Here is a 23,291-nt window from a genome sequence, read left to right on the forward strand (position 1 = left end):
TGTACTGAATCGTTACATCTGCGCGACAGGCCATTCAAATTTCGAATTCCGACTGCAGCGCGGCACGTACGCAATACAAAACGCCTTCCGGCACCCGCCCTGCGAACAACGCGGCGATCTCCGCCACCGGCGGCAACTCGCCTTCGCCGTCGAGGAAGGCGTCCTGAACTTCGCCCATCAACTCTTCGGGCAGGTCCAGCGCCTGTTCCAGTGACAGCTGCTGCTTGCCGATGGCCTCGGCGAGCATCGTGTAGACGTTCTTTTCCGAGCATTGCAGCTGACCGGCGATCTGCAGCGGTGTCATGCCGGCCCGGGCCAGCGTGATCAGCTCGTGGCGCACATCGGCCACCACTTTCGGCGCCTCGACCTGACCGCCGAGCACTTCGAGGAAAGCCTCGCCGTAACGTTCCAGTTTGCGCGCGCCGACACCGCTGACCGTGGCCATTTCCGCCAGCGAGGTCGGCTGACTGCGGAGCATTTCCAGCAGCGTCGAATCGGGGAAGATGACATACGGCGGCACGCCATGTTCTTCGGCCAGTTTGCGGCGCAAGGCACGCAGCGCTTCCCACTGTTCGCGCTCCTCGAAACGGACCAGTTGGCTCGCCTGGCTCTTGCTGCTTTTGGCGGTGGTTTGCGGCTTGAGGTCGCGGCGCAGTTCCAGGGTCACTTCGCCCTTGAGCAGCGGCCGGCAGGTATCGCTCAGGCGCAGCCCGCCGTAGCCTTCGAGGTCGATGTCCGCCAGACCGCGAGCAACAAGTTGTCGGAACAAGGAGCGCCATTCACTTTCGCCCAGCGCTTTGCCTACGCCGTATACCGACAAATGCTGATGGCCGAAACTGCGGACCTTTTCGTTGTCCTTGCCCAGCAACACGTCCACCAGATGGCCGACGCCATAGCGCTGGCCGGTGCGGTAGATCGCCGACAGCGCCTGGCGGGCCGGCTCGGTAGCGTCCCAGGTCTGCACGCCGTCGACGCAGTTGTCGCAGTGGCCGCAGGGCTCGGGCATGTCTTCGTCGAAGTACGCGAGCAGGGTCTGGCGGCGGCAACGGGTTTCTTCGCAGAGCGAGAGCATGGCGTCGAGCTTGTGCTGCTCCAGACGCTTGTGGCGTTCGTCGCCTTCGGAGTTTTGCAGCATCTGCTTGAGCATCACCACGTCTTGCAGGCCGTACGCCATCCAGGCATCCGCCGGCAGACCGTCACGACCGCCGCGACCGGTTTCCTGGTAATACGCCTCAAGGGACTTCGGCAAGTCGAGGTGAGCCACAAAACGCACGTTGGGCTTGTCGATGCCCATGCCGAACGCCACGGTGGCGACCATGATCAGGCCTTCCTCGTTGAGGAAGCGTTTTTGGTGATGCGCCCGGGTTTCGTTGGCCAGACCGGCGTGGTACGGCAGCGCCGGGAAGCCTTGCTCACTGAGGAACACCGCCACTTCGTCGACCTTTTTGCGCGACAAGCAGTAAACGATGCCGGCATCGCTGCGCCGCTCGGCGAGGAACGCCAGCAACTGCTTGCGCGGCTGCTCCTTGGGCACGATGCGATAGAAAATATTCGGGCGGTCGAAACTCGACAGGAAACGCTCGGCATCCTGTAAATGCAGGCGATCGACGATTTCTTCCCGGGTGCGCTTGTCGGCGGTGGCGGTCAGGGCGATGCGCGGGACGCTGGGGAACAATTCCGCCAACTGGCCCAGTTGCAGGTATTCGCGGCGGAAATCGTGCCCCCATTGGGACACGCAGTGCGCTTCGTCGATGGCGAACAAGGCGATTTCGAGACTTTGCAGGAAGGCCAGCATCCGTGGCTGCACCAGGCGCTCGGGCGCCAGGTAGAGCATTTTCACCTCGCCGCGCTTGATCCGTGCAGCAAGATCACGCTGCTGCTCGGCGCTGAGGGTGGAGTTCAACGACGCTGCGGCGACGCCCAGCTCTTCGAGGGTGGCGACCTGATCGTCCATCAGCGCGATCAGCGGCGACACCACCACCGCCAGGCCTTCGCGCAGCAGCGCCGGCACCTGGAAGCACAAGGACTTGCCGCCCCCGGTAGGCATCAGCACCAGGGCGTCGCCGCCACTGGCCACGCGCTCAATGATTGCACCCTGACGGCCACGGAAACTGTCGTAGCCGAAGATGTCCTTGAGGACGCGTTGAGCCTGTTCGAGCATAAAAACTCCAAAAATCACCGAAACATCCCTGCAAGGCTGGTTCAGAACCACGAAAGCTGCACAGACAAATCGTAAGTGCGCATTGCGTGACGCTGCATATTTCAGCCGTGACGCCAGCAGGGCATCACAAAACGCGCGAGTATACCCGAGCCCTCCCCTGCAAAGGGCGCCGCTGATAAGACGCACACAAGCCAACCGCGGGAGCAAATATGCCGCGCGGCTGGCCTGAGCGCTCAAGAAGGCCTAGAATTCCCGCATCGTATATTCCCCAAGGTAGCCCTTTAATGTCCTTCGCTGAGCAACTAACCCGCCTGCAAGTCTTCCTCGACGCCGACGAGCTGCATGACGAGGCGCTGGACTACGTGGCCGCCCACGGCTACCTCACCGCGCTGTCGATCTGTTCCGAAAGCGTTCCCGACCGCGAATGGATCGATGCGCTGTTCGCCGAAGAACCGCATTACGCCGACGACACCGAGCGTGAAGCGATCGAATCCACCCTGGTGCTGCTCAAGGCTCACATCGCCCGCCAACTGGCGTCCGACGAAGAGTTCGAGCTGCCGTGCGACCTCGACCTGGGCGATGACCCGGACGATTCCGACCTGCGTGGCTGGTGCATCGGTTTCATGGAAGGCGTGTTCCTGCGCGAGGCCGCCTGGTTCGAAACTGCCGAAGACGAAGTCAGTGAAATGCTGCTGCCGATCATGGTCGGTTCGGGTCTGTTCGACGAACAGCCTGAGTTCTCCGACATCGCGGCCGACGCCAACCTGATGGACGACATGATCGTGCAAATCCCGGAAGCCCTGACCGCGCTGTACTTGCTGTGCAACGCGCCAGACGAAAAACCGGCGATCCTCAAGCCACGTCACCACTAAGGTTTTGCCTATGGACAACCCCATAGGCAACCGCCCCCTGATGTTGCGCTACGTGCTGCTGGCCATCGGCTGGCTGAACGTAGTGCTGGGGGTGATCGGGATTTTCCTGCCGGTGCTGCCCACCACACCGTTCCTGCTGTTGGCGGCAGCCTGCTTCGCCCGCAGTTCGCCGCGTTTCTATCACTGGCTGGTTGAACATCCACGGCTTGGCCCCTGGATTCGCGACTATCTGGACGGCAACGGCATTCCGCTCAAGGGCAAGGTCTACACCATCGGGTTGATGTGGGCGAGCATCCTGTTCTCCTGCTACCTGGTGCCCCTGCCGTGGGCGCGCGGGTTCATGCTGACCAGTGCGGTGCTGGTGACGATCTACATCCTCAAACAGAAAACCCTGCATCAACCCTGATCCCCGTAGCAGCTGTCGAGCCCCAGCGAGGCTGCGTTCGGCTGCGAAGCAGTCGCCAATCCGATCAATGCGGTGTGTCAGGAGAAGGTGGGTTGCAGGTTTTGGGGCTGCTTCGCAACCCAACGGGGGCAAGCCCCCTCGCCACGGAAAACAACCCGTCGACGTCCTTTCGTCCGACGACCTGCCCTCCCTCGCCGTAAACACCACCTAGACTTCAGGCATCTGCACCCGAGCAGCCAGACATGCCCCGCAGTCCGCGTAGTCCAGGATGGTCAACGCTCCGACTTCGGTTCGGCGGATGGCTGCTGCTGGCGAGTTTTCTGCTGGCCGGGTTGGGCAGTGTCTGGGCCGACTGGGATTTTGCGCAGGTCCTGCAAACGGCCGAAAAACGCTACGGCCCCCTTGGCGAGGCACAGGGGCGGATCAAGGCCTGGAGCCAAATGCTGCAAAGCGAACGCAACCAGCCTGAGCGCGAACAGCTGAACGCGGTCAATCACTTCTTCAATCAGCAACTGAGTTTTCAGGATGACACGCGCATCTGGCATCAGACCGATTACTGGGCCACGCCCGTGGAATCCTTGATCAAAGCCGCAGGCGACTGCGAAGACTACGCCCTGGCGAAATATTTCAGCCTGCGTCATCTCGGGATTCCCAGCGAAAAACTGCGCATCACCTACGTCAAGGCCCTGACCCAGAACCAGGCGCACATGGTGTTGACCTTCTACAGCAGCCCCACGGCCGATCCGCTGGTGCTGGACAACCTGATCGACGAGATCCGCCCCGCCTCCCAACGCAAAGACTTGCTGCCGGTGTACGCCTTCAACGCCGAAGGCCTGTACTTGCCGGGAGCCAATGGCGGTAAACGCAGCAGCGACTCGAAAAAACTGTCGCGCTGGCAAGACGTATTGAAAAAGATGCAAATCGAAGGGTTCGCCGTGGGCGAAGGCTAGCCGCCAATGCAAGGAGTGTTTTCATGTCACTGCGCAAACAGTTGTTCCTCGCCATTTGCCTGTTCTTGCTGGTGGCCTTCAGCGGCAGTTTTTTTGTCAGCCTGGAAAGCTCCCGTGAACAGATGCTCAGCCAATTGCGCTCCCACGCCCAGGACGCCGCCACGGCGCTGGGCCTGTCGTTGACCGCGCAGATCGACGACCCGGCGATGATCGAATTGATGGTCAGCTCGATTTTCGACAGTGGCTATTTCAGCAACATCCGGGTCGTCAGTATTGTGGATGAACGGGTGTTGGTGGAACGCAGCGTGCCGACGCAAATCGAGGGTGTTCCGGACTGGTTCGTCAGCCTGGTGAACCTGCACCCACAGGGTGGCGACGCGCTGATCACGCGTGGCTGGGACCAGGCAGCCCGGGTCGAAGTGCTGAGCAACCCGCAGTTCGCCCTGGCCAAACTCTGGGACAGCACCCTTGGCAGCCTGATCTGGCTGCTGATTTGCGGACTGCTCAGCGCCGTGTTTGGTGGCTGGCTGTTGCGCCGGCAGCTGCGGCCGCTCGACAACATGGTCAAACAGGCGGAAGCCATCAGCAAACGCGAGTTCCGCAGTTTGCCGAAACTGCCGCGCACGCCGGAGCTCAAACGCGTGGTGCTGGCCATGAACCAGATGGTCGAAAAACTCAAAGCGCTGTTCGCCGAAGAGGCCGCGCGCAGCGAAAAACTACGCTCCGAATCCTATCAGGACAACCTCACGGGCCTGGCCAACCGGCGCTTGCTGGATGAACAACTGGCCGACCAATTACTGGATTCCGAGCAAAGCCGCGACGGTCATTTGCTGATGCTGCGGATCAACGACCTGATCGGTCTCAATCAACGCCTGGGTGGCCAGCGCACCGATGCCCTGATCAGCGCCGTCGGCGAATTGCTCAAGCGCCTGACGCAACCCGCGGAACGTCGCACCTGGCTCGCGGCGCGTAATCGCGGTGGCGAATTCAGCTTGCTGACGCCGGGCCTGGACAGTAAGGATGCCGCGCGCCTGGCCTCCGAAATCAGCGCCACCCTGGAAAACCTGCGCCTGACCGGCGCCAGCGACTGCATGCCCGTGGCACATCTGGGTATCGTCGCCTACCACCCGGGCGAACCGGCAAATGATGTGCTGCTGCGCCTCGATCAGGCGCTGACCCAGGCCCGGCAACATCCCGAGCGGCCATGGATATACCAGGCCCAGGTCGATTCTGCGCCGAATCACTCGCAGCATGATTGGCGCAACTGGATCGACGACGCGCTGACCGAAGGCAAGATGCAGTTGTATTTCCAACCGGTGGTACAGTGCGCCGACACCAGCCAGGTGCTGCACCACAAAGTCCTCGCACGCTTGCTCGACCCGCAAGGCGAGGCGATTGCCGCCGGGCATTTCCTGCCGTGGATCGAACGCCTCGGCTGGTCGGCGCGGTTCGACCTGGCGATGCTCGAAACCACCCTCGAATACCTCGCCGCCAACCGCTGGCCGCTCGCGCTGAGCCTGTCCGGCAGCACCCTGCGCGATCAGACCCAGCTGAAACTGATCTGCGACATACTCGAATCATTGCCGGAACTGGCGCCTCTGCTGACCCTGGAAATCGACGAACGCCAACTGCCGCCCCCCGAAGAACTGCAACGCCTGAGCCACAGCCTGCTCAAAACCGGTTACCGCATCGGTCTACAGCATTTCGGCGGCAGCTTCAGCCAGATCGGCAACCTGACTCAACTGGGGTTGGCTTACTTGAAAATCGATGCTGCCTACATTCGGGGTATCGATGAGCAGAGTGATAAGCGGTTGTTCATCGAGGCGATTTTTCGCGCGACCAACAGCATTGATTTGCCGTTGATTGCGGAGATGGTGGAGACGCAGGCGGAATTGGAGGTAATTCGGGAGTTGGGGTTGTTTGGGGTGATGGGGCGGTTGATTGGGCCGCCGGAGCCTATGTGAGGGATTCGACCGTTCATCTTAAACCATGCACTACCTGTCAGATCTGACAGTAGCCAGTCTTCCCTACCTGGTGTGTGATAAGCCCGCGTCCCGAGAGGACTCAGGGCTTGTCACCTTCCAGGAGAACATGATGGATATCCAGTCCGCCGAGTTGAACAAATTGTTCGTGCTGTTTCCCGTGATCATCCCGGGCTGGGTCACCCCGGTGAAACCGGACGGCATCGCCCACGGCGGTATCCCCAATGCCCTTTATGACGGCCAGGTCCGGGGCCTTGAATGCCTGGTCGAGCCCTTGATCGAACTGCTGGGCTCCTGGACCATGGCGGCCGATGATCGCGTGGATTTGTATTGCAACGGCAATTTCGTCCCAGGAGCAGGCCAGACCGTCAAACCGGGGGAGGAACAACTGCGTCTACGTCTGTACCTGCCACATGGTTACCTGAACCAGGGCGTCAATACGTTGCATTACGTGGTCACCCGAGTCAGCGGGAACAGTGAACCCTCTCGGGATCTGCTAGTGCTGTACCACCTGCGGCCTGCGGACAGCCTGAATCTGGTGATCCCGGCCGACGTGCTCAAGGGCGGCGTCAGCGCCGAACGGGCGGCGCAAGGGGTGGCGTTCGGGTTCACCTATGCCAACCGGCGCAAGTATGACCGCATCGAGTTTCGGCTGGGCGACACCCAGGTCAGGTTCGACGTCCCCGACAGCACGGCGCCGATCACCCACACCCTGTTCACCGACACGTTCCGCAAGGCGGGCGACAACCTGAATGCGGTGGCCGAGTTCCATGTCATCGATCAGTTGGGCAATCGGGTCAAATCCCCGGAGAAACGACTGGACATCCACCTCGACCGTATCAAGTTGCAAACACCGATTTTGTTGACCCCGGCGAGGACTCCAATTGATGTATTGGCTTACACGGATGGAGTCACTGTTCAAATTGAACATCAGACAGCGGAGTTGAATGATCAAGCACTTCTGATTATTGAGAATCCGGGCGTCGACGACAAACCGTTTCCTGCGCGACCGTTCAATCAAAACAAAAGAGCCAACTTCAAACTAAACCCTGCGCTACTATTGAGCTGGATGGGGCGCGAAGTTAATTTGTCCTGGCAGTTGATACGCAATGGTCAGCCAGTAGGCAAGTCGTTGCCGCTGGTGCTCACGATTAATAAAATCGCCAATGGGGATGCTCGATTAAAGGTCGGTGTAATTGATCAGGCTGATAGTGCACGGATTGTGGACACCAATGAATTCAAAGGTGATGCCACCGTCTCTCACAAGAACTGGCCATTGCGGGGTGGAGTTTATAGCATTGACATAAATATCACAGGCACTGATACCAATGGAAATGCGTTTGTGATTTCAATTGTCAAAAGAGGTTCCCTAACACCTGCAGAGGAGCAAAATGGTTTCAGCAGGACACTATCACGTGCAAAGTTGTTATTGCTCAAGGACAGTTCAAATCTAGATATCAAGACAGAAGTTCACTTCAAAGAAACTACACCCTGGACACTCAAATTCCCAGCCTCCTTAATCTATATCATTCAAAACAAACCTCCCATCCTGTCAGAAAACCTTGATAGTGAACACTCTCGCTTTATATCATCGGGTGGTTCCATATCAATCCCCAGCATGAAGATACACCATCTCGGAGGAGAGGGTCTTCTAGGTATAAACTCTATCAATACAATACTCACCGGCCCTTACCCCCCAATACATAACCAAAGCGCGGCACAAGTCTTGGAGATGCATACGAACATATTGGGTCACGGGCAACATATGCGCCTCGAATTCCGTTGGGGTTACTCTTCTGTCGGCTTCTACTACAGATTTGTTCAAACCAACGGGATATTGGTTCGTTTCCTGGATAAAAGCGGGAGAAGTCTATCCGATCAACATCTCGTCAATAACCCTGGCCCACTGCCTGTTTTCTTCTCCACTTCAACCAACTCCATTTGGTTTATTGACATCATTACGAGCGTATATGACTTGATTACCTTTGACTATTTCACCATGGGTCGTACGAAATAAAGGGGGTATATTTATCACTCCTCTCTCGACGCTACCTGAGTGAGAAATAAACGCCGATGTTTAAAAGACATCTCCAGACACTCACTCAGGCTACACATCCTTGCGCCGCTGCCTACGACTGCGCCAGAATCCGCCGGCTTGTGCGCTTTCGGGTCGGGTTCTATTGTTTCCCGGTCGCTGACGAATCAGCGATCGGGTTTAGCGACCCGAACCTTTGTAGGCGCAACAGCGCTCCAAACTCTCTTGCAGATTGTTCATGTCTGCGATTGATGTCATGGCGGCTGTGCGCGGGAGACCTTCGGGTCTGCCGGGCGCCTACACCCGGTTCGCTAACCTGCGTGCAGCCGCCACCCTTACCTGTTTAGCGACAGGTCTTGGTGGCTCCATTTCCTGTAGGAGTTTCACCATGTTCAAAATCACACCCAACCCACCCGAAACCGACGACGTTTCCCCTTACGAAACCCCGGACTCCAAAAAACTCAACGAAGCCGCCGAGCGCGCCCTCGATTACTACCTCAAACCGTCCGCCCCCAAGCCCCCACGCAAACCGAGCACGATTTACACCGTTGCCCCGGACATCAACATCGAAGAGCTACTGGCCAATGCCTGCGAGTCCTTTGCCTCGGCCAAGGTGATCGCCAGTGACTGTGCCGGTTTTCTGGAGGGGACGCAGCGCAATACGATATTGGGCGTCGCTCAGCTCATCATGTTTGGTGAGCTGGCGGTGAATCGGGCGCTGGATAGTCTTGAGCTGAAGGCTGACCCGGCCCTGTGACCTGAGGTCAGACGCTGATCCCTGTGGCGAGGGAGCTTGCTCCCGCTCGGCTGCGCAGCAGTCGTAAACCCTGTGCATGCGGTTTGCCAGACAAACCGTGATTGCGGATTTTGGGGCCGCTTCGCAGCCCAGCGGGAGCAAGCTCCCTCGCCACAGGAGGTGTGCCGGGATGCAGCGTAGGCAGATCCCCCCAAACAACAAAAAACCCGCCATCCCCTTTCACCGGGATGGCGGGTTTTGTCGTTTCAGATCACACGGTATCCACCTTCAACGAATGGTCGTTCAACATGCCGTTGATAATGGTCGCGGTATCGTGACCGCCGGCAATCACACCATTCGCTCCGGGGGTGACGCCGTAATGGCTGGCCAAATTCACCCCCGCCAGGTCGATGGTCTGGCTCGGCGTGGCGCCGGCCATGGCGCTGATGTCGATGCTGGTGACCAGGGTCGCGCCGCTGCCGGTGACTTTGAAGTGCAGGTAGTCATCCAGCGATGCCGCGGTGCCGTTCTCGCCTTGCAGCAGTTGCGACAGGTCGAGTTTGTCGGTGCCCGGGGTGAAGTCGGTGATGACGTCGTGGCCGCTGTTGCCTTTAAGCCACTGGAAGGTGTCGGCGCCGCTGCCGCCGGTGAGGGTGTTGTCGCCCAGGCCGCCGATCAGGAAGTCGTCGCCGCCCCCGCCGTTGAGCACATCGTTACCCAGACCGCCGTTGATGATGTTGCCGTTGTTGTCGCCCGTGAGGCTGTCGTTGAAGTTCGAGCCCGCGAGGTTTTCGATGCCGGTCAGGGTATCGGTGCCTGCGCCAACGGTGTTTTGCGCGGTGAGCAGGCTGAGGTCGACAGTGACGCCGGCGGTGGCATGGGCGTAGCTCACGGTGTCGTTACCGGTGCCGCCGTCGAGCCAATCGTTGCCCGGCCCGCTGAACAGCAGATCGTTACCGGCGCCGCCATGCATCTCGTTATTGCCTGAGCCTGCGGTGAGCACATCGTTGCCGTCACCCGCATTGATAATGTTGTTGCCGGTGCCCGCGATCAACACGTCATCGCCCGAGGTGCCGGTCAGTGTATGGCCAGCCTGATAGGTGATGTCGACTGCCGCGCTGTCGCTGCCGCCGTGGTTGTCGCTGGCGGTGTAGGTGCCGTGGAAGTCTGGCGTAGAGTCCTGGGCTCCGGCGTAGTTGACGGTCATGGTCAGTTGATAGTTTTCCGCCCCCTTCCCGCTGTTGCCAGGTCCCCCGTCGTCGATGTTGGTGATGTGGATCTGGTACGTGCCGTCCGCTGCGGCGGTGATGGTCTGGCCATCGGCGAGAGCCATGTAAGCGCCGCCATTGACCGAGTACTCCATGGTGATGTGGCCGGCCGCCAGGTTGTGGTCCAGGTTGAGGGTTTCGCCCTGCTTGAGGTTGACGGTGATGCGGTCCTCATCGTTGGTATTGTTGGTGCTGACCGACCCCAATGCCCCGCTGACCACCAGCATGGCGGTCATGGCGGCAGCGTTGGCGACGAATGCACTGCGGGCGATGGTCACGGCCTGGAGGTTATTGCCGGTGAAACTGAAGCTCGAGTTGGTGCCGGTAAAGTCCGCCCCCCTGGCCGTCCAACCCGTGTTGAAGGTAGTCGGCGATGCCGTGAGCGCATCACCGTTGGGGTCGGTGTCGTTGGCCAATAGCAGCTCGCCCGGCACCACGATACTGCCCGACAGCACGTTGGTGATGATGTGATCATCGACCGCCACCGGTGGCGAATTCGGAATCACGTTGATTGTCAGGGTCGAGCTGGTGAGGTCGCCGTCGTTGTCGCTGGCGGTGAAGCCGATGTTTTCGGTGATCTGCACGGCCGTGGTTTTCTGCGAGGTGTAGGTGTACTCGCCAGTGTCGAGGTTCACCAGCAACGTGCCGCTGTTGTTGGTGGCGATGCTCAGGGTGTTGTCGGCGGTGTTGAAGGTGCCGTGGTTGGCGCCGCCGCTGAAGTTCAGCGAACCCTGATTGCTGTTGGCTTTCGGGTCGTAGGTATAGGTGGTGCCGTCGACCGTTAGAGTCTTGATGAATCCGCCATCGGCGCCGAACGTACCGCCCTCGCCCAGCAGCGACCCGGTGACCGGCGCGCCTTGCACGGTGCCCGAGAGGACCGAGTTGAGTTGGTTGAGGTCAGTCACCACCACAGCGTTGGTGTCGGTGTGCGTGCTGCCGTCATAGGCCACCGGATCGAGGCTGGCGTTATTGACGCCGCTGCCCAGGCCGATGGCGTAGTTCTTGATGCCATTGGCGTCGAGGAAAGCTTTGAGCGCGATCTCGTCCGCAGTGCCGATGTCGCCTTCGTTGGGTTTGCCATCGGAGAAGAAGTAGCCGACGTTCTGCGCCCCGGTGAGTTTGCCCGAGGTATCGAACGCGCTCTCCATGGTTGCCACGGCCGCGTCGTAGTTGGTGCCGCCACCTGCCGTCAGCGTAGCGATGATCGACTTGGCCGTCGCCACATCGACCCACACCGAAGTCTGGTCCGTGGCGCTGCTGCTGAAGGTGACGATCTGTACCTTCACGTCACCCAGATTGTCGTACTTGTCGAGCAGCGCGCTGATCGCCTGCTTGGCCAGCTCCAGCCGCGACAGGCCCGATACGCCGGAGGGGTCGTCCATGCTGCCGGATACGTCGATCACCAGCATCAGGTTGGAGTCGATCTGCACCGCCGGCACCGACCGCTCCGAGGCGACGGCGTGAGGCACGTCATCGACGATGTTGACCACAAGGGTGCCGGTGGTGCTGTTGCCGATGGCATCGGTGGCCTTGTAGGTGAAGCTTTCGTTCAAGGTGTTCGCGCCATCGTTGGCGTTGGGCGAAGTTATCGGCGCCGAGGTCAAGGTGTAAGTGTAGGAACCGTCGGGATTGAGCAGGATCTGCCCGTAGGTGCCGGTGGCGCTGCCGACCAGGGTGTAGGTGATCGCGCCAGTGGCGCCAGAGACCGAGCCTGCCAACGTACCGGAGCCGGTTTCACCGGTGTTGCCGGGCTCGCTGCCGGTGACGCTGCCCGCCGCCAGGTCCTGCCCACCCTGGGTCAGATCCAACGCCTTTTCGTAGACAGTCACATCGGCATCGGTAGTCGCTACGAGGCAGTTGTTGGACACGTCAACGGTGATCGTGGCGGTGCTTTCATCGCCGTCGGCATCACGTACGGTGTAGGTGAAGGTGTCCGTGGCGCCCGCTTCGCCGACCGAATTCGGGTTGCTGTGGTACACGGCGTTGCCGCTGGCATCCAGGGTCAGGTAGCCGTAGGTGCCGGTGATTTGCGTGTTCAAGCCACCGATGGCCGAAGTCGAGGTGTCGCTGCCAGCACGCACGCCGACCACTGCCCCACCCAAGGCCGGGCCATCAGCGCCGAGCACATCGTTGTCCAGCACATTGCCGCTGACCGTGCCGCCCTCCACCACCGAAACCGAATCGCAATGGGCCGTCGGCACGTCATCGACGATGTTGATCACGATGGTACTGGTGACGCTGTTGCCCAGAGAATCGGTGGCCTGATAGGTGAAACTTTCGCTCAGGGTGTTCGGTCCGTCGTTGGCGTGCGGCGTGGTCGTGGGCGCAGAAATCAGGGTGTAAGTGTAGGAACCGTCCGGGTTGAGCAGGATTTGCCCATAGGTGCCGGTGGCGCTGCCGACCAGGGCGTAAGTAATTGCACCAGTGCCGCCATTGATTGAACCGACCAACGTGCCCGAAGCAGTTTCACCGGTGTTGTCAGGCTCGCTGCCGATGACAGTGCCCGCCGCGAGGTCCTGGCCGTCCTTGGTCAGATCCAACGCCTTTTCGTAAACGGTCACGTCGTTATCGGGGGCCACCACGAGGGAACAGTTGGAGATGTCGATGGTGATGGTCGTGGTGCTTTCATCGCCGTCGCCATCGCGCACGGTGTAGGTGAACACGTCCGTGGCGCCCGGTTCACCGACCGAGTTCGGATTGCTGTGGTACACGGCGTTGCCGTTGGCATCCAGAGTGAGATAGCCGTAGGTGCCGTTGATGTGCGTATTCAAACCACCGATAGCCGAAGTCGAGGTATCGCCGCCGGCGCGCACGCCAACCACCGCGCCACCCAAGGCCGGGCCGTCAGCACCGAGCACATCATTGCCCAACACATTGCCGCTGACCGTGCCGCCTTCCGCCACTGAGACGACATCGGCATGAGCGGTTGGCACGTCATCGACGATGTTGATCACGATGCTGCCGGTGACGCTGTTGCCCAGAGAATCGGTGGCCTGATAGGTGAAGCTTTCGCTCAGGGTGTTCGCACCGTCGTTGGCGTGAGGGGTGGTCGTGGGGGGCGAGGTCAGGGTGTAGGTGTAGCTGCCGTCCGGGTTGAGCAGGATTTGCCCGTAGGTTCCGTTGGCGCTGCCGACCAGGCTGTACGTGATGGTGTCGCTGGTGCCGGTGACTGAGCCCACCAGCGTGCCCGAGGCGGTTTCGCCGGTGTTGCCAGGCTCGCTGCCGACGACCGTGCCCGCCGCCAGGTCCTGCCCGTCCTTGGTCAGGTCCAGCGCTTTTTCATTAACCGTCACGTCGGTGTCAGTGGCAGCTACGAGGGTGCAGTTGGCCACATCGATGGTAATGGTGGTGGTGCTTTCATCGCCGTCGGCATCGCGCACGGTGTAAGTGAACACGTCGGTAGCACCAGGGCCGTTCACAGCATTTGGATTGCTGTGATAGACCGCATCGCCGTTGGCATCCAGGGTCAGGTAGCCATAGGTGCCGTTGATTTGACTGTTCAAGCCACCGATGGCTGAAGTCGAGGTGTCGCTGCCGGCGCGCACGCCGACCACCGCGCCACCGAGTGCCGGCCCGTCGGCGCCGCCGATATCGTTGCCCAGCACGTTGCCCGAGACCGTCGCGCCTTCGGCCACTGAGGCGTGATCCGGGTTGGCGGTGGGCAAGTCATCGACGATGTTGACGTTGATCTGGCCCAACGCCGTGCTGCCGTCGACGTCAGTGGCGACGACGTTGAGGTTCTCGGTGATGCTGTTGGTGCCGTCGGCGTTCGGGTGGGTTTCGTGATCCACCAGGGTGTAGCTGTAGCTGACCACGCCGGTCGCGCTGTCGTAACCGGTGACGGTCAGCGTGCTGCCAAGCGGAGTGACGATCGACTGCGGGACGCCTGCGGCCACGCCACCGGTGACCACCGCGATGCCGCCCACCGTCAGTGTTTGCAAACCGTCGAGCGCGGTGACGGTGAAGGTGCCGCTCTGGGTCAGCGCCGGTGTGTTGGGGCTGCTGCCGTCGCTAAGGTTTTTTTCGTAGACGGTCAATTCGCCGCCGTTGACGTTCAGGCCATCGAGCGTCACCAGGTCGTCGTTGTTATGGATGTTCAGCACCAGCGTCGCGGTGCTGGTATCGCCATCGGAATCGGTAAGGGTGTAGACGAAATTTTCGGTGCCGTTGCCACCGCCGTGCAAGGCTTTGAAATCGGCGTCGCTGGTGTTCAGGGTGTAGGTGTATGTGCCGTTGGCGTTCAACACCAGGGTGCCGAACGTCCCGGTGAAGGTGCCGCCGATGATCGGCCCGCTGTCGGGGCCGGTGGCAATGCGGTCGGCGCCCTGGATGTCGTTGGGCAGCACGCTGCCGGTCAGGGTCAGCAGGGTTTCCGAGGCGGTATGGGTATTGGTGTCGTCGATGGCCTTGGGCACATCGTCGGTGATATTGACGTCCAGCGAACCGGTGGCGGTATCGCCGTTGCTGTCGCTCGCGACCACGGTGAAATGTTCGGTGAGATTGTTGGCGCCATCGCCGGCGGAATGGGTTTCGTTGCCGACCAGGGTGTAGCTGTAACTGACCACGCCGGTGGCCGGGTTGTAGCCGGTGATCGTCAGGGTGTTGCCCAGTTGAGTGGTGATCGACTGAGGAAAACCGATGGGCACCCCGCCACTGATCACACTGATCCCGCCGATGCTCAGGCTGCTCAGCCCGTCGGGCGCAGACACCGTGAACGTGCTGTGCTGAGTCAGTGCTCCCGGGTTGCTGGCCGAACCGTCCGCCAGGTTGGCTTCATTGAGGGTCAGTTCGCCGCCCGCCACCGACAGGCCGGTGAGGGTGACCGGGTTATTCGGCGCGTCCGCGGCAAACGGCGTAACGACGCCTTTATCGCCGTTGTCCGGCGCAGCGTCCCGGCGCTCCAGGGGAAATTCAGGAATACCGTTGAAGCCGGCGGTGGGGAAACCAATCGTGGGATCGACCCGCCCGCCCACTTCCTCCAGCAGCACAAAACTGTGGCCACCACCCAGCGCACCACCGGGCGCGCCCGTTGCGCCCGGTCCGGCGGCGGTGGCCTCAGCGGTCTGGGTCGGATCGGCACCGGCGGCAATGGCTTTTTGCAGTTGCTCGACATCGGTCAGTTGCGCCTGGCTCGGCGTCACCGCATCGGTGGTTTCCACATGCGGCACCTGGTGCGCCAGTAGCTGGGCAGTCATTTGCAGGCTGCTGTCACGCCCCAGCGTCAGCTCCTGACCGTTATGCAAATGGACCGCTACCGCGCCTTCGGCCCCGGTGACCAGCTGCTCGCCGGCAAACAGCCGATCGCCCTCGATCAGCGCCCGTCGAGTGCCGTCACCCGCCACTGCGTACACCTGACCGATGACCTTACTGACGATACCGATGAGCGTTGCCATGTGCATTCCTCCGCTGCCGATCACCGCGCCGGCACTGGTCTGCGAAGCTCGCCCATGGCTCAACCGGGTTGCCGGGTGACGCTCACACCTCGGCAGTTCGTTCGCAAGCCTTGCGGTGCAGCAGGCCTGCGAGCGCTACGTAACGGTGGTGAATCATCCGAGTGACAAAAAAATGTCGCTCAAAACCCGTTACGCGTCCCTCCCCTTCAGCATTACTCCGCTGTATGTCTCAAAGTGAGTGGAACTGTCTTCAAGCCTGTCCGCACTGTCGAGAGCACGTAAAACAAAGGCTTTCGAGTTGAACAATGTGCCGGATTTTACGGAGTACATAAGTTTTTTTTGGCATAGCCCTTATGAAAAATTTTTCTTAGCTACGCTTCAGGATGTTCTTAGCTCTGTTGTTACAGGCATGAAACGGTTTCATCTAAAAATATCGTCAAAAAAATGGCGACCGCTAAGCACCATCAGGAATCAGGGAGATGCACCCATGCGCGTTTTAACCCCCCTTTGCAGTGCGATTCTGCTGGCCATGGCCTGCGCTTCTCAGGCTCAGGCGATGTCATTGACCGAGGCGATCCAGAGCACCATTGCGACCCACCCGGAACTGGCGTCTCGGGTCGATGCCCGGCTCTCGGCCGACGAGCAGATTAAAGTCGCTAAAGGGGGCTTTTATCCATCGGTGGATTTGAACGCCGCCTACGGGCGCGGCTACAGCGATAACACCACCACCCGGTCGCGGGGCAATCACAACACCGAAATCCTCACCTACACCCAGTCGGAACTGCGCCTGCGGCAAATGCTGTTTGATGGTTTCAATACCGCCAACGAGGTCGCGCGTACCAAAGGCGTGTCCAACTCGCGGGCCTATTACGCTCAAGGCACCGCCCAGGACCTGGCCCTGCGCACCATCGAGGTGTACCTCGAAGTGCTCAAGCGCCGCGAACTGGTGACCCTGGCCAAGAACAACCTGCAAGCGCACATGCGGGTCAACGATCAGATCGGCCTGCGTACCCAGCGTGGGATCGGCAGCAACGCCGACGCCGACCAGTCCACCGCTCGCCGGGCACTGGCGCAAAACAACCTCGACACCGCCGAAGTCGATCTGGCCGATGCCGAAGCGAATTTCTACAGCGTCGTGGGGCGCATGCCCGATGAACTCGAAGCGCCGCCGTCGACCCGCGGCGAACTGCCCGCCACCCTGCCCGAAGCCCAACAGAGCATGGTGGAAAACAACCCGTACCTGAAATCCGCCCAGGCTGACGTGCAATCGGCCGAGAGCCAGTACGAAGTCGCCAAGTCGCCGTTCTACCCACGCTTCGACGCCGAAGCAGCGGTGGGCGCCAATAACAATGTGCAGGGCGATCAAGGCCACGACAACGAATGGCGAGTGGGCGTGGTGATGAACTACAACCTGTTCCGTGGCGGCAGCGACAAGGCCCGGTTGGCCTCCGATGCGCATCAGATCAACCAGGCGATGGACATCCGCAACAACGCATTGCGCCAGCTCAACGAGAACATCCACCTGGCCTGGAACGCCATGCAGAACGCCAAGAAACAAACCCCGACCGCCCGTGAATACGCCGAAACCACCACCCGTGTACGGGCGGCGTATCAGGATCAGTTCGGTCTCGGTCAACGGACCCTGCTCGATTTGCTCGACAGCGAAAACGAGCTCTACAACGCCAACCGCCGCTACACCGAAGTGCGCTACACCGAGGAGTTCTCGATGTACCGCGTGCTGGCGAACATGGGCCAGTTGTTGAGCAAGCAACGGGTGGTGCTGCCCGCCGATGCGATCGCCGCCACCGAAGTGAAAAACGAAGCGCGCTTGCCTGAACTCAAATGAAGTAACGCCGTGTAGGAGCGATCAATGTGACCAGCATGGAAACCGGCAACACGGGTGTCGATCCGCGTCTGAGCTTCGATGATCCGCTTCTGGACGGCCTGTTGATTCTCTGCAAACTCCACGGCGCGACGGTCAGTCGCGCCAGCCTGAGTGCCGGGCTGCCAATGGCACACCAACGCTTGAGCCTGGACCTGCTGCCGCGCGCAGCGGCCCGGGCCAGTTTGCAGGCGCGGGTGCTGCGCCGTGAACTGGCGGATATTTCCGCGCTCAACCTGCCGGTGATGCTGATCCTCAACCATGGCCGCTGCGCGGTCTTGCGCCGTTGGGGCGATGACGGTCAGGCGCTGATTCTGCCCAGCGAAGCCGACGGCGGAGAACAGTGGGTCAGCACGGACGAGCTGGCCGCCAGCTACAGCGGCCAGGCCTTGTTCGCCCGGCCACGGCATGAACTCGAAGACTTGCGCGCGCCGCTGGTGCCGCGGGTCGAGGCGTGGTTTCGCGACACGCTGAAGCTGTCGAAATGGCTGTACAGCGATGCGATTCTGGCAAGTTTCCTGATCAACCTGCTGGGCCTGATGGTGCCTCTGTTCGTGATGCAGACCTACGACCGGGTGGTGCCGAACCAGGCCACTTCAACCTTGTGGGTGCTGTCGATCGGCTTGCTGATCGGCACCGGTTTTGAGTTGGTGCTGCGGGTGGTTCGTGCGCACTTGCTGGACACTGCCGGGAAGAAAACCGACGTGATTCTTTCAGCGACCCTGTTCGAACGCATCACCGGCATGGCGATGAAAGCGCGACCCGCAACCATCGGTGGTTTCGCCCAAAGCATTCATGACTTCCAGGGCCTGCGGGAGTTTCTCACCGCCGTCACGCTGACCAGCCTGATCGACATGCCCTTCGCTGTGCTGATGCTGGTGGTGATCGGCCTGCTCGGCGGCTGGCTGGTGGTGATTCCACTGCTGGCCTTCCCCATCACGATTCTCTTCGCCATGGTGATTCAGGCGCGCCTGCGCGACACCGTGCAGAAGAGCCTGAGCCTCGGTGCCGAACGCCAGGCCCTGCTGATCGAAACCCTCGGCGGCCTGGAAACCCTCAAGGCCTGCAGCGCTGAAAGCGAGCGCCAGCACAAATGGGAAAGCACCCACGGCGCCCTCACCCGCCTCGACAGCCATGCGCGCAACCTCTCGGCGCTGGCCACCAACGGCACCCTGTTCATTCAGCAGTTCTCCGGCATGGCGACCATCGTCGCCGGGGTCTACAGCATCATCGCCGGCAACCTCAGCGTCGGTGCGCTGGTGGCGAGCTACATGCTCGGCAGCCGCGTGCTCGCGCCGCTGGGGCAGATCGCCGGGCTGATCACCCGTTACCAGCAAGCGCAACTGACCATGAAAAGTACCGATTCGCTGATGTCGCTGCCGCAAGAACGCGACGCCAGGCAGCGGCCGCTGGAGCGCACGCAACTGCAAGGCGCCCTGGACGTCAGCGGCGTAACGTTCCACTACAATGGCCAGAATGCGCCGGCCCTGGCCAATGTCAGCTTCAGCATGAAGCCGGGCGAGCGGATCGGCATCATCGGCCGCAGCGGTTCGGGCAAAAGCACGCTGGCGCGGTTGGTGATGGGTTTCTACGCACCCGAAGAAGGCCAGTTGCTGCTCGATGGCCTGGACCTGCGGCAACTGGACGTCGCCGACCTGCGTCAACAGATCGGCTACGTCGCCCACGACCTGCCCTTGCTGGCCGGCAGCCTGCGCGACAACCTGACCCTCGGCGCCCGTTATGTCAGCGATGCCCGGATGCTTGAAGTCGCTGAGCTCACCGGCGTGACTGAACTGGCGCGTCAGCATCCACAAGGGTTTGATCGGCCAGTAGGCGAGCGCGGTCAGTTGCTGTCGGGTGGGCAACGGCAAGCGGTGTTGCTGGCGCGGGCCTTGTTGCTCGATCCGCCAATCATGCTGCTCGACGAACCCACCAGCGCCATGGACAACAGCAGCGAAGACCTTCTACGGCAGAAACTCCATGGCTGGGTCCAGGGTAAAACCGTGCTGCTGGTCACCCACCGCAGCTCGATGCTCAGCCTGGTGGATCGGCTGGTGGTGCTGGACAACGGGCGGATCGTCGCCGATGGCCCGAAAGAAGCGGTGATCGATGCATTGCGCAAGGGCCGTGTCGGCTCTGCGACGGTCTAGGAGCGCCCACTCGATGCCAATACATACCTGTGGCGAGGGGGCTCCTGTGGCGAGGGGGCTTGCCCCCGTTGGGTCGCGAAGCGGCCCCAAAGCCATTCACCCCGTTGTATCAGACAGATCGAGCTGGCAGGTTTACGACTGCTTCGCAGCCGAACGGGGGCAAGCCCCCTCGCCACAGGAGCTCCCTCGCCACAAGTTTTTGATCGGCCTTATTTCTCTTAACTGACGGGTATCGCCTCATGTCTGCTCAAACACCGGATTCAGCGACCCGAAGCTACTTCGGCAGTTTCAGCAAAAGTGCCGAGAGCGAGTTCATGCCGGAAACCGCCGGCGCCTCGTTGCAGGATTCACCGCGCTGGTCGCGGATCACCGTGTGGCTGGCGGCGGCGCTGCTGATCACCGCGCTGGTCTGGGCCAAATTCGCGGTGTTGCAGGAAGTCACCATGGGCGAAGGCAAGGCGATTCCGTCGAGCAAGATTCAGGTGATCCAGAACCTGGAAGGCGGCATAGTCACCGAGATCTTCGTGCGTGAAGGGCAAATGGTGAACAAGGGCGACACCTTGCTGCGTCTGGATGACACGCGATTCCTGTCGAACAAGGGGGAAAGCGAAGCGGACCGCTATGCCTTGATCGCGCAAGTCGAACGGCTGTCCGCCGAAGCGGAAGGCCGGCCATTCACGCTGTCGCCGGAAGTGATCGCCAAAGCTCCGCAAGTGGCCGAGGACGAACGCTCGCTGTACGAACAACGCCAGCGCCGACTGGCCAGCGAACAGCGCACCTTGACCGAACAACTTCGGCAAAAAACCCAGGAGCTGGCGGAGTTCCGCTCCAAACAGGGGCAGTTCAGTTCCAGCCTGGCGCTGCTGCAACAAGAGATGAACATGTCGGCGCCGCTGGTGGGCACCGGGGCGGTGTCGCCGGTGGAAATCCTGCGGCTAAAACGCAGCGCGGTGGAAATCCGCGGCTCGCTGAATGCCACGACCCTGGCGATTCCCCGGGCGGAATCGGCGATCAATGAAATCAAAAGCAAGATCGACGAGTCCGAACAATCCTTCCGCTCGGACGCGGCGAAGGATCTGAATACGAAACGCACCGACCTGTCGAAAATCACCGCCACGAGCATTGCCATCGACGACCGGGTAACCCGCACCACCGTGGTGTCACCGGTTCACGGCATCATCAAAGTGCTGAAGGTTAATACCATCGGCGGCGTGGTCCAGCCGGGCAGCGACATGGTGGAAATCGTGCCCGTGGAGGACAACCTGCTGATCGAAGCCAAGGTCCGCCCTCAGGACGTGGCGTTCCTGCACCCGGGCCAGAAAGCCATGGTCAAGTTCAGCGCTTATGACTACACGATTTATGGCGGGTTGAGTGCCAGGCTTGAGTTGATCGGGGCTGACACCATCACCGATGACAAGGGCAACAGCTTTTATCTGATTCAGGTCAGGACCGACAAAAATCACTTGGGCGGGGATGTGAAACCGCTGCTGATCATTCCGGGGATGGTGGCGACGGTGGACATTATTACCGGGGAGAAAAGCGTGCTGGATTACCTGCTTAAACCGGTGTTGAAAGCACGGACCGAGGCGATGCGCGAACGCTAAGTCTCACGCTGTCCCCGTGGCGAGGGGGCTTGCCCCCGTTGGGTCGCGAAGCGGCCCCAAAACCATTCAACCCGGTTGTAACAGGTAAACCACGTTAGTCGGTTTTACGACTGCTTCGCAGCCGAACGGGGGCAAGCCCCCTCGCCACAGGGAATCATTGCCCGTGATTCTTCTGATAGGTCTCCTCCCCCATCGCCGCAATCTGCCCCTCGATCAACGCCTCGAACGGCTTTAATAACGGCTCGAAACTGCTCGGTGATTCGAGAGTCTGCAACGCCTGCACAATCGCCTCCACCGTCGACAACGCCCCTGGCCCAGGTGCCTTGCGCAAGCGATAACGGGACACCCCGCCCTCGGCCAATGTCACTCTGGGCAACGCCGCCAACAACGGATTGAGGTGCAGCATCTTGCGCGCCTTGCGCCAGGTACCGTCCGGAACCACCAGCAGCAGCGGCTTATCACTCACGGTGTACGCCTGCATCGGCTGAGCATCTTCACCGGGAAACAACAGCCGCGCCTGATAACCCGGTTGATTCAACAATGCCGGCAAATCCTCAAACACCTCGCCCACGATCAACTCGGCATTCTTGAGTCCCAACGCAGCCAATCGTGCGGTGTTCAACGCATGGTTCACTTCACTCGGATGCTGCAACAGCAAAACCCGCGTGAGGCTATCCAGGCTCGGGATCAGTGGGCACAGACAATGAGTTTGCGGACGAAGACAGCGCGGACACTGGATTCTGGACATTTTCTTAAGCCTGATTGAGCTGTGCTTTGAGCAAATCACGGAAAGTCTGGATCAGCGGCTCGCGGCTACGGCCACGGCGCACGATCATCGAGAATGGCGCCTGATAACCGAACGTCGCCGGCAGCAGCACGCGCAAATCCCCCTTATCGGCCCAGGCCTGGGCGTAGTGCTCCGGCAGGTAACCGATGTAGGCGCCGGACAGCACCAGAATCAATTGGGCCTCCATACTTTCCACGGTCGCCGCGCTGTGCTTGAAACCATGACGCGCCAGTTCGGCCTGGCTCCAATAGCCTCGACCGACCATGCGTTGCTGGGTGATGACCTGCTCGGGGATGCGCCGCTCGTTGAACAGCGGATGACGACTGCTGCAATACAGCCAGTGCTGCTCGCGGTAGAGCGGCATGTAGACCAGACCGCTCATGCGCGTGGAAAAGGCACCGATGGCCAGGTCGAGGCGGTTGTCCTGCACGCCGAGTTGCAGTTCGTAAGGGCTCATGACCGACAGATGCAAGTGCACCGCCGGGTGTTCCTGACTGTAGGCGCCGATGGCTTCGGCGAACGGCAAGGCCTTGTCGCTGACGGTGGAATCGATCACCCCCAGGTTCAAAGTACCGCGCAACTCGCCTTTAAGGGCGGCGGCGTATTGTTCGAAACCTTCGAGTTCGGCCAACAGACGCAGGGTTTCCTGATGGAACAGCTCGCCCTTGCTGGTCAGGCTGAAACCGCCGCGACCACGATGGCACAGCACCAGGCCGAGGGCCGCTTCGAGCTGGCTCATATAGGTGCTGATGGCCGACGTCGAGAGATTGAGCTCGTGCTGGGCGTTGGCGAACCCCTGATGGCGGACCACGCTGACGAAGATGCGCAATAGTTTCAGGTCGGGTAAAGCGTTGGCCATGGGGGGCTCCATTGCAAGGTAGTGCATGTTGCTTTGTGGCGAGGGGGCTTGCCCCCGTTGGGTTGCGCAGCAGCCCCAAAACCATTCACCCCGGTGCAATCAGACAGACCGAGTTGGCAGGTTTACGACTGCTGCGCAGCCGAACGGGGGCAAGCCCCCTCGCCACAGTGGTCTCCCTCGCCACACGGGTTCGGTGCATGGTGGGG

General features: G+C 60.8%; 13 protein-coding genes. 9 read left to right on the plus strand and 4 right to left on the minus strand.

The features are described from left to right. Positions 1-34: 34 nt before the first annotated feature. Positions 35-2,161, minus strand: a complete 2,127-nt coding sequence (recQ, locus tag ACEN9A_RS22100; RefSeq protein WP_019648061.1) for a DNA helicase RecQ — start codon at positions 2,159-2,161, stop codon at positions 35-37. A gap of 284 nt (positions 2,162-2,445) precedes the next feature. Here recQ and ACEN9A_RS22105 point away from each other — a divergent pair, with 284 nt between their 5' ends. The 6 genes from ACEN9A_RS22105 to ACEN9A_RS22130 all read left to right on the plus strand — a co-directional run bounded on the left by ACEN9A_RS22105 (position 2,446) and on the right by ACEN9A_RS22130 (position 9,163). Further along, positions 2,446-3,033: a UPF0149 family protein gene (locus ACEN9A_RS22105; RefSeq protein WP_007938492.1), complete on the plus strand. Its 588-nt coding sequence runs from the start codon at positions 2,446-2,448 to the stop codon at positions 3,031-3,033. 10 nt (positions 3,034-3,043) lie between these two features. Next, positions 3,044-3,439 (plus strand): YbaN family protein, encoded by a 396-nt coding sequence (locus tag ACEN9A_RS22110; RefSeq protein WP_019648060.1) that lies wholly within the window; start codon positions 3,044-3,046, stop codon positions 3,437-3,439. Positions 3,440-3,681: 242 nt separating this feature from the next. Beyond that, positions 3,682-4,389, plus strand: coding sequence for a cysteine protease LapG (lapG, locus tag ACEN9A_RS22115; protein WP_019648059.1), 708 nt, complete (start codon positions 3,682-3,684; stop codon positions 4,387-4,389). A gap of 23 nt (positions 4,390-4,412) precedes the next feature. Beyond that, on the plus strand, positions 4,413-6,353 hold the full coding sequence (gene lapD, locus ACEN9A_RS22120; RefSeq protein ID WP_258670637.1) for a cyclic di-GMP receptor LapD: 1,941 nt from the start codon (positions 4,413-4,415) through the stop codon (positions 6,351-6,353). Between the two features lie 130 nt (positions 6,354-6,483). Next, complete coding sequence (locus tag ACEN9A_RS22125; RefSeq protein WP_258670639.1) at positions 6,484-8,388, plus strand: hypothetical protein; 1,905 nt, start codon at positions 6,484-6,486, stop codon at positions 8,386-8,388. Positions 8,389-8,794: 406 nt separating this feature from the next. Further along, on the plus strand, positions 8,795-9,163 hold the full coding sequence (locus ACEN9A_RS22130) for a DUF6124 family protein (RefSeq protein WP_258670640.1): 369 nt from the start codon (positions 8,795-8,797) through the stop codon (positions 9,161-9,163). A 250-nt stretch (positions 9,164-9,413) separates the two neighbouring features. Here ACEN9A_RS22130 and ACEN9A_RS22135 read toward each other — a convergent pair whose 3' ends face one another. Next, positions 9,414-15,803, minus strand: a complete 6,390-nt coding sequence (locus ACEN9A_RS22135) for a retention module-containing protein (protein ID WP_258670643.1) — start codon at positions 15,801-15,803, stop codon at positions 9,414-9,416. A gap of 487 nt (positions 15,804-16,290) precedes the next feature. On the opposite strand from ACEN9A_RS22135, the gene ACEN9A_RS22140 reads away from it, so the two are divergent. From ACEN9A_RS22140 to ACEN9A_RS22150, 3 genes are all read left to right on the plus strand, one after another. Then, positions 16,291-17,649, plus strand: a complete 1,359-nt coding sequence (locus tag ACEN9A_RS22140; protein WP_019648053.1) for a TolC family outer membrane protein — start codon at positions 16,291-16,293, stop codon at positions 17,647-17,649. Between the two features lie 26 nt (positions 17,650-17,675). Continuing rightward, a complete protein-coding gene (locus tag ACEN9A_RS22145) occupies positions 17,676-19,835 on the plus strand; it encodes a type I secretion system permease/ATPase (protein WP_019648052.1) in 2,160 nt (719 codons plus the stop codon). Positions 19,836-20,074: 239 nt separating this feature from the next. After that, a complete protein-coding gene (locus ACEN9A_RS22150) occupies positions 20,075-21,439 on the plus strand; it encodes an HlyD family type I secretion periplasmic adaptor subunit (RefSeq protein WP_258670647.1) in 1,365 nt (454 codons plus the stop codon). A gap of 154 nt (positions 21,440-21,593) precedes the next feature. Here the strand turns inward: ACEN9A_RS22150 and ACEN9A_RS22155 are convergent, their stop codons facing one another. Both ACEN9A_RS22155 and ACEN9A_RS22160 read right to left on the minus strand, forming a co-directional pair. Continuing rightward, complete coding sequence (locus ACEN9A_RS22155) at positions 21,594-22,187, minus strand: tRNA-uridine aminocarboxypropyltransferase (protein ID WP_258670650.1); 594 nt, start codon at positions 22,185-22,187, stop codon at positions 21,594-21,596. A 4-nt stretch (positions 22,188-22,191) separates the two neighbouring features. Continuing rightward, positions 22,192-23,085, minus strand: coding sequence for a LysR family transcriptional regulator (locus tag ACEN9A_RS22160; protein ID WP_007938472.1), 894 nt, complete (start codon positions 23,083-23,085; stop codon positions 22,192-22,194). Positions 23,086-23,291: the final 206 nt, after the last annotated feature.

Source organism: Pseudomonas sp. Pseusp18 (genome assembly GCF_059506005.1).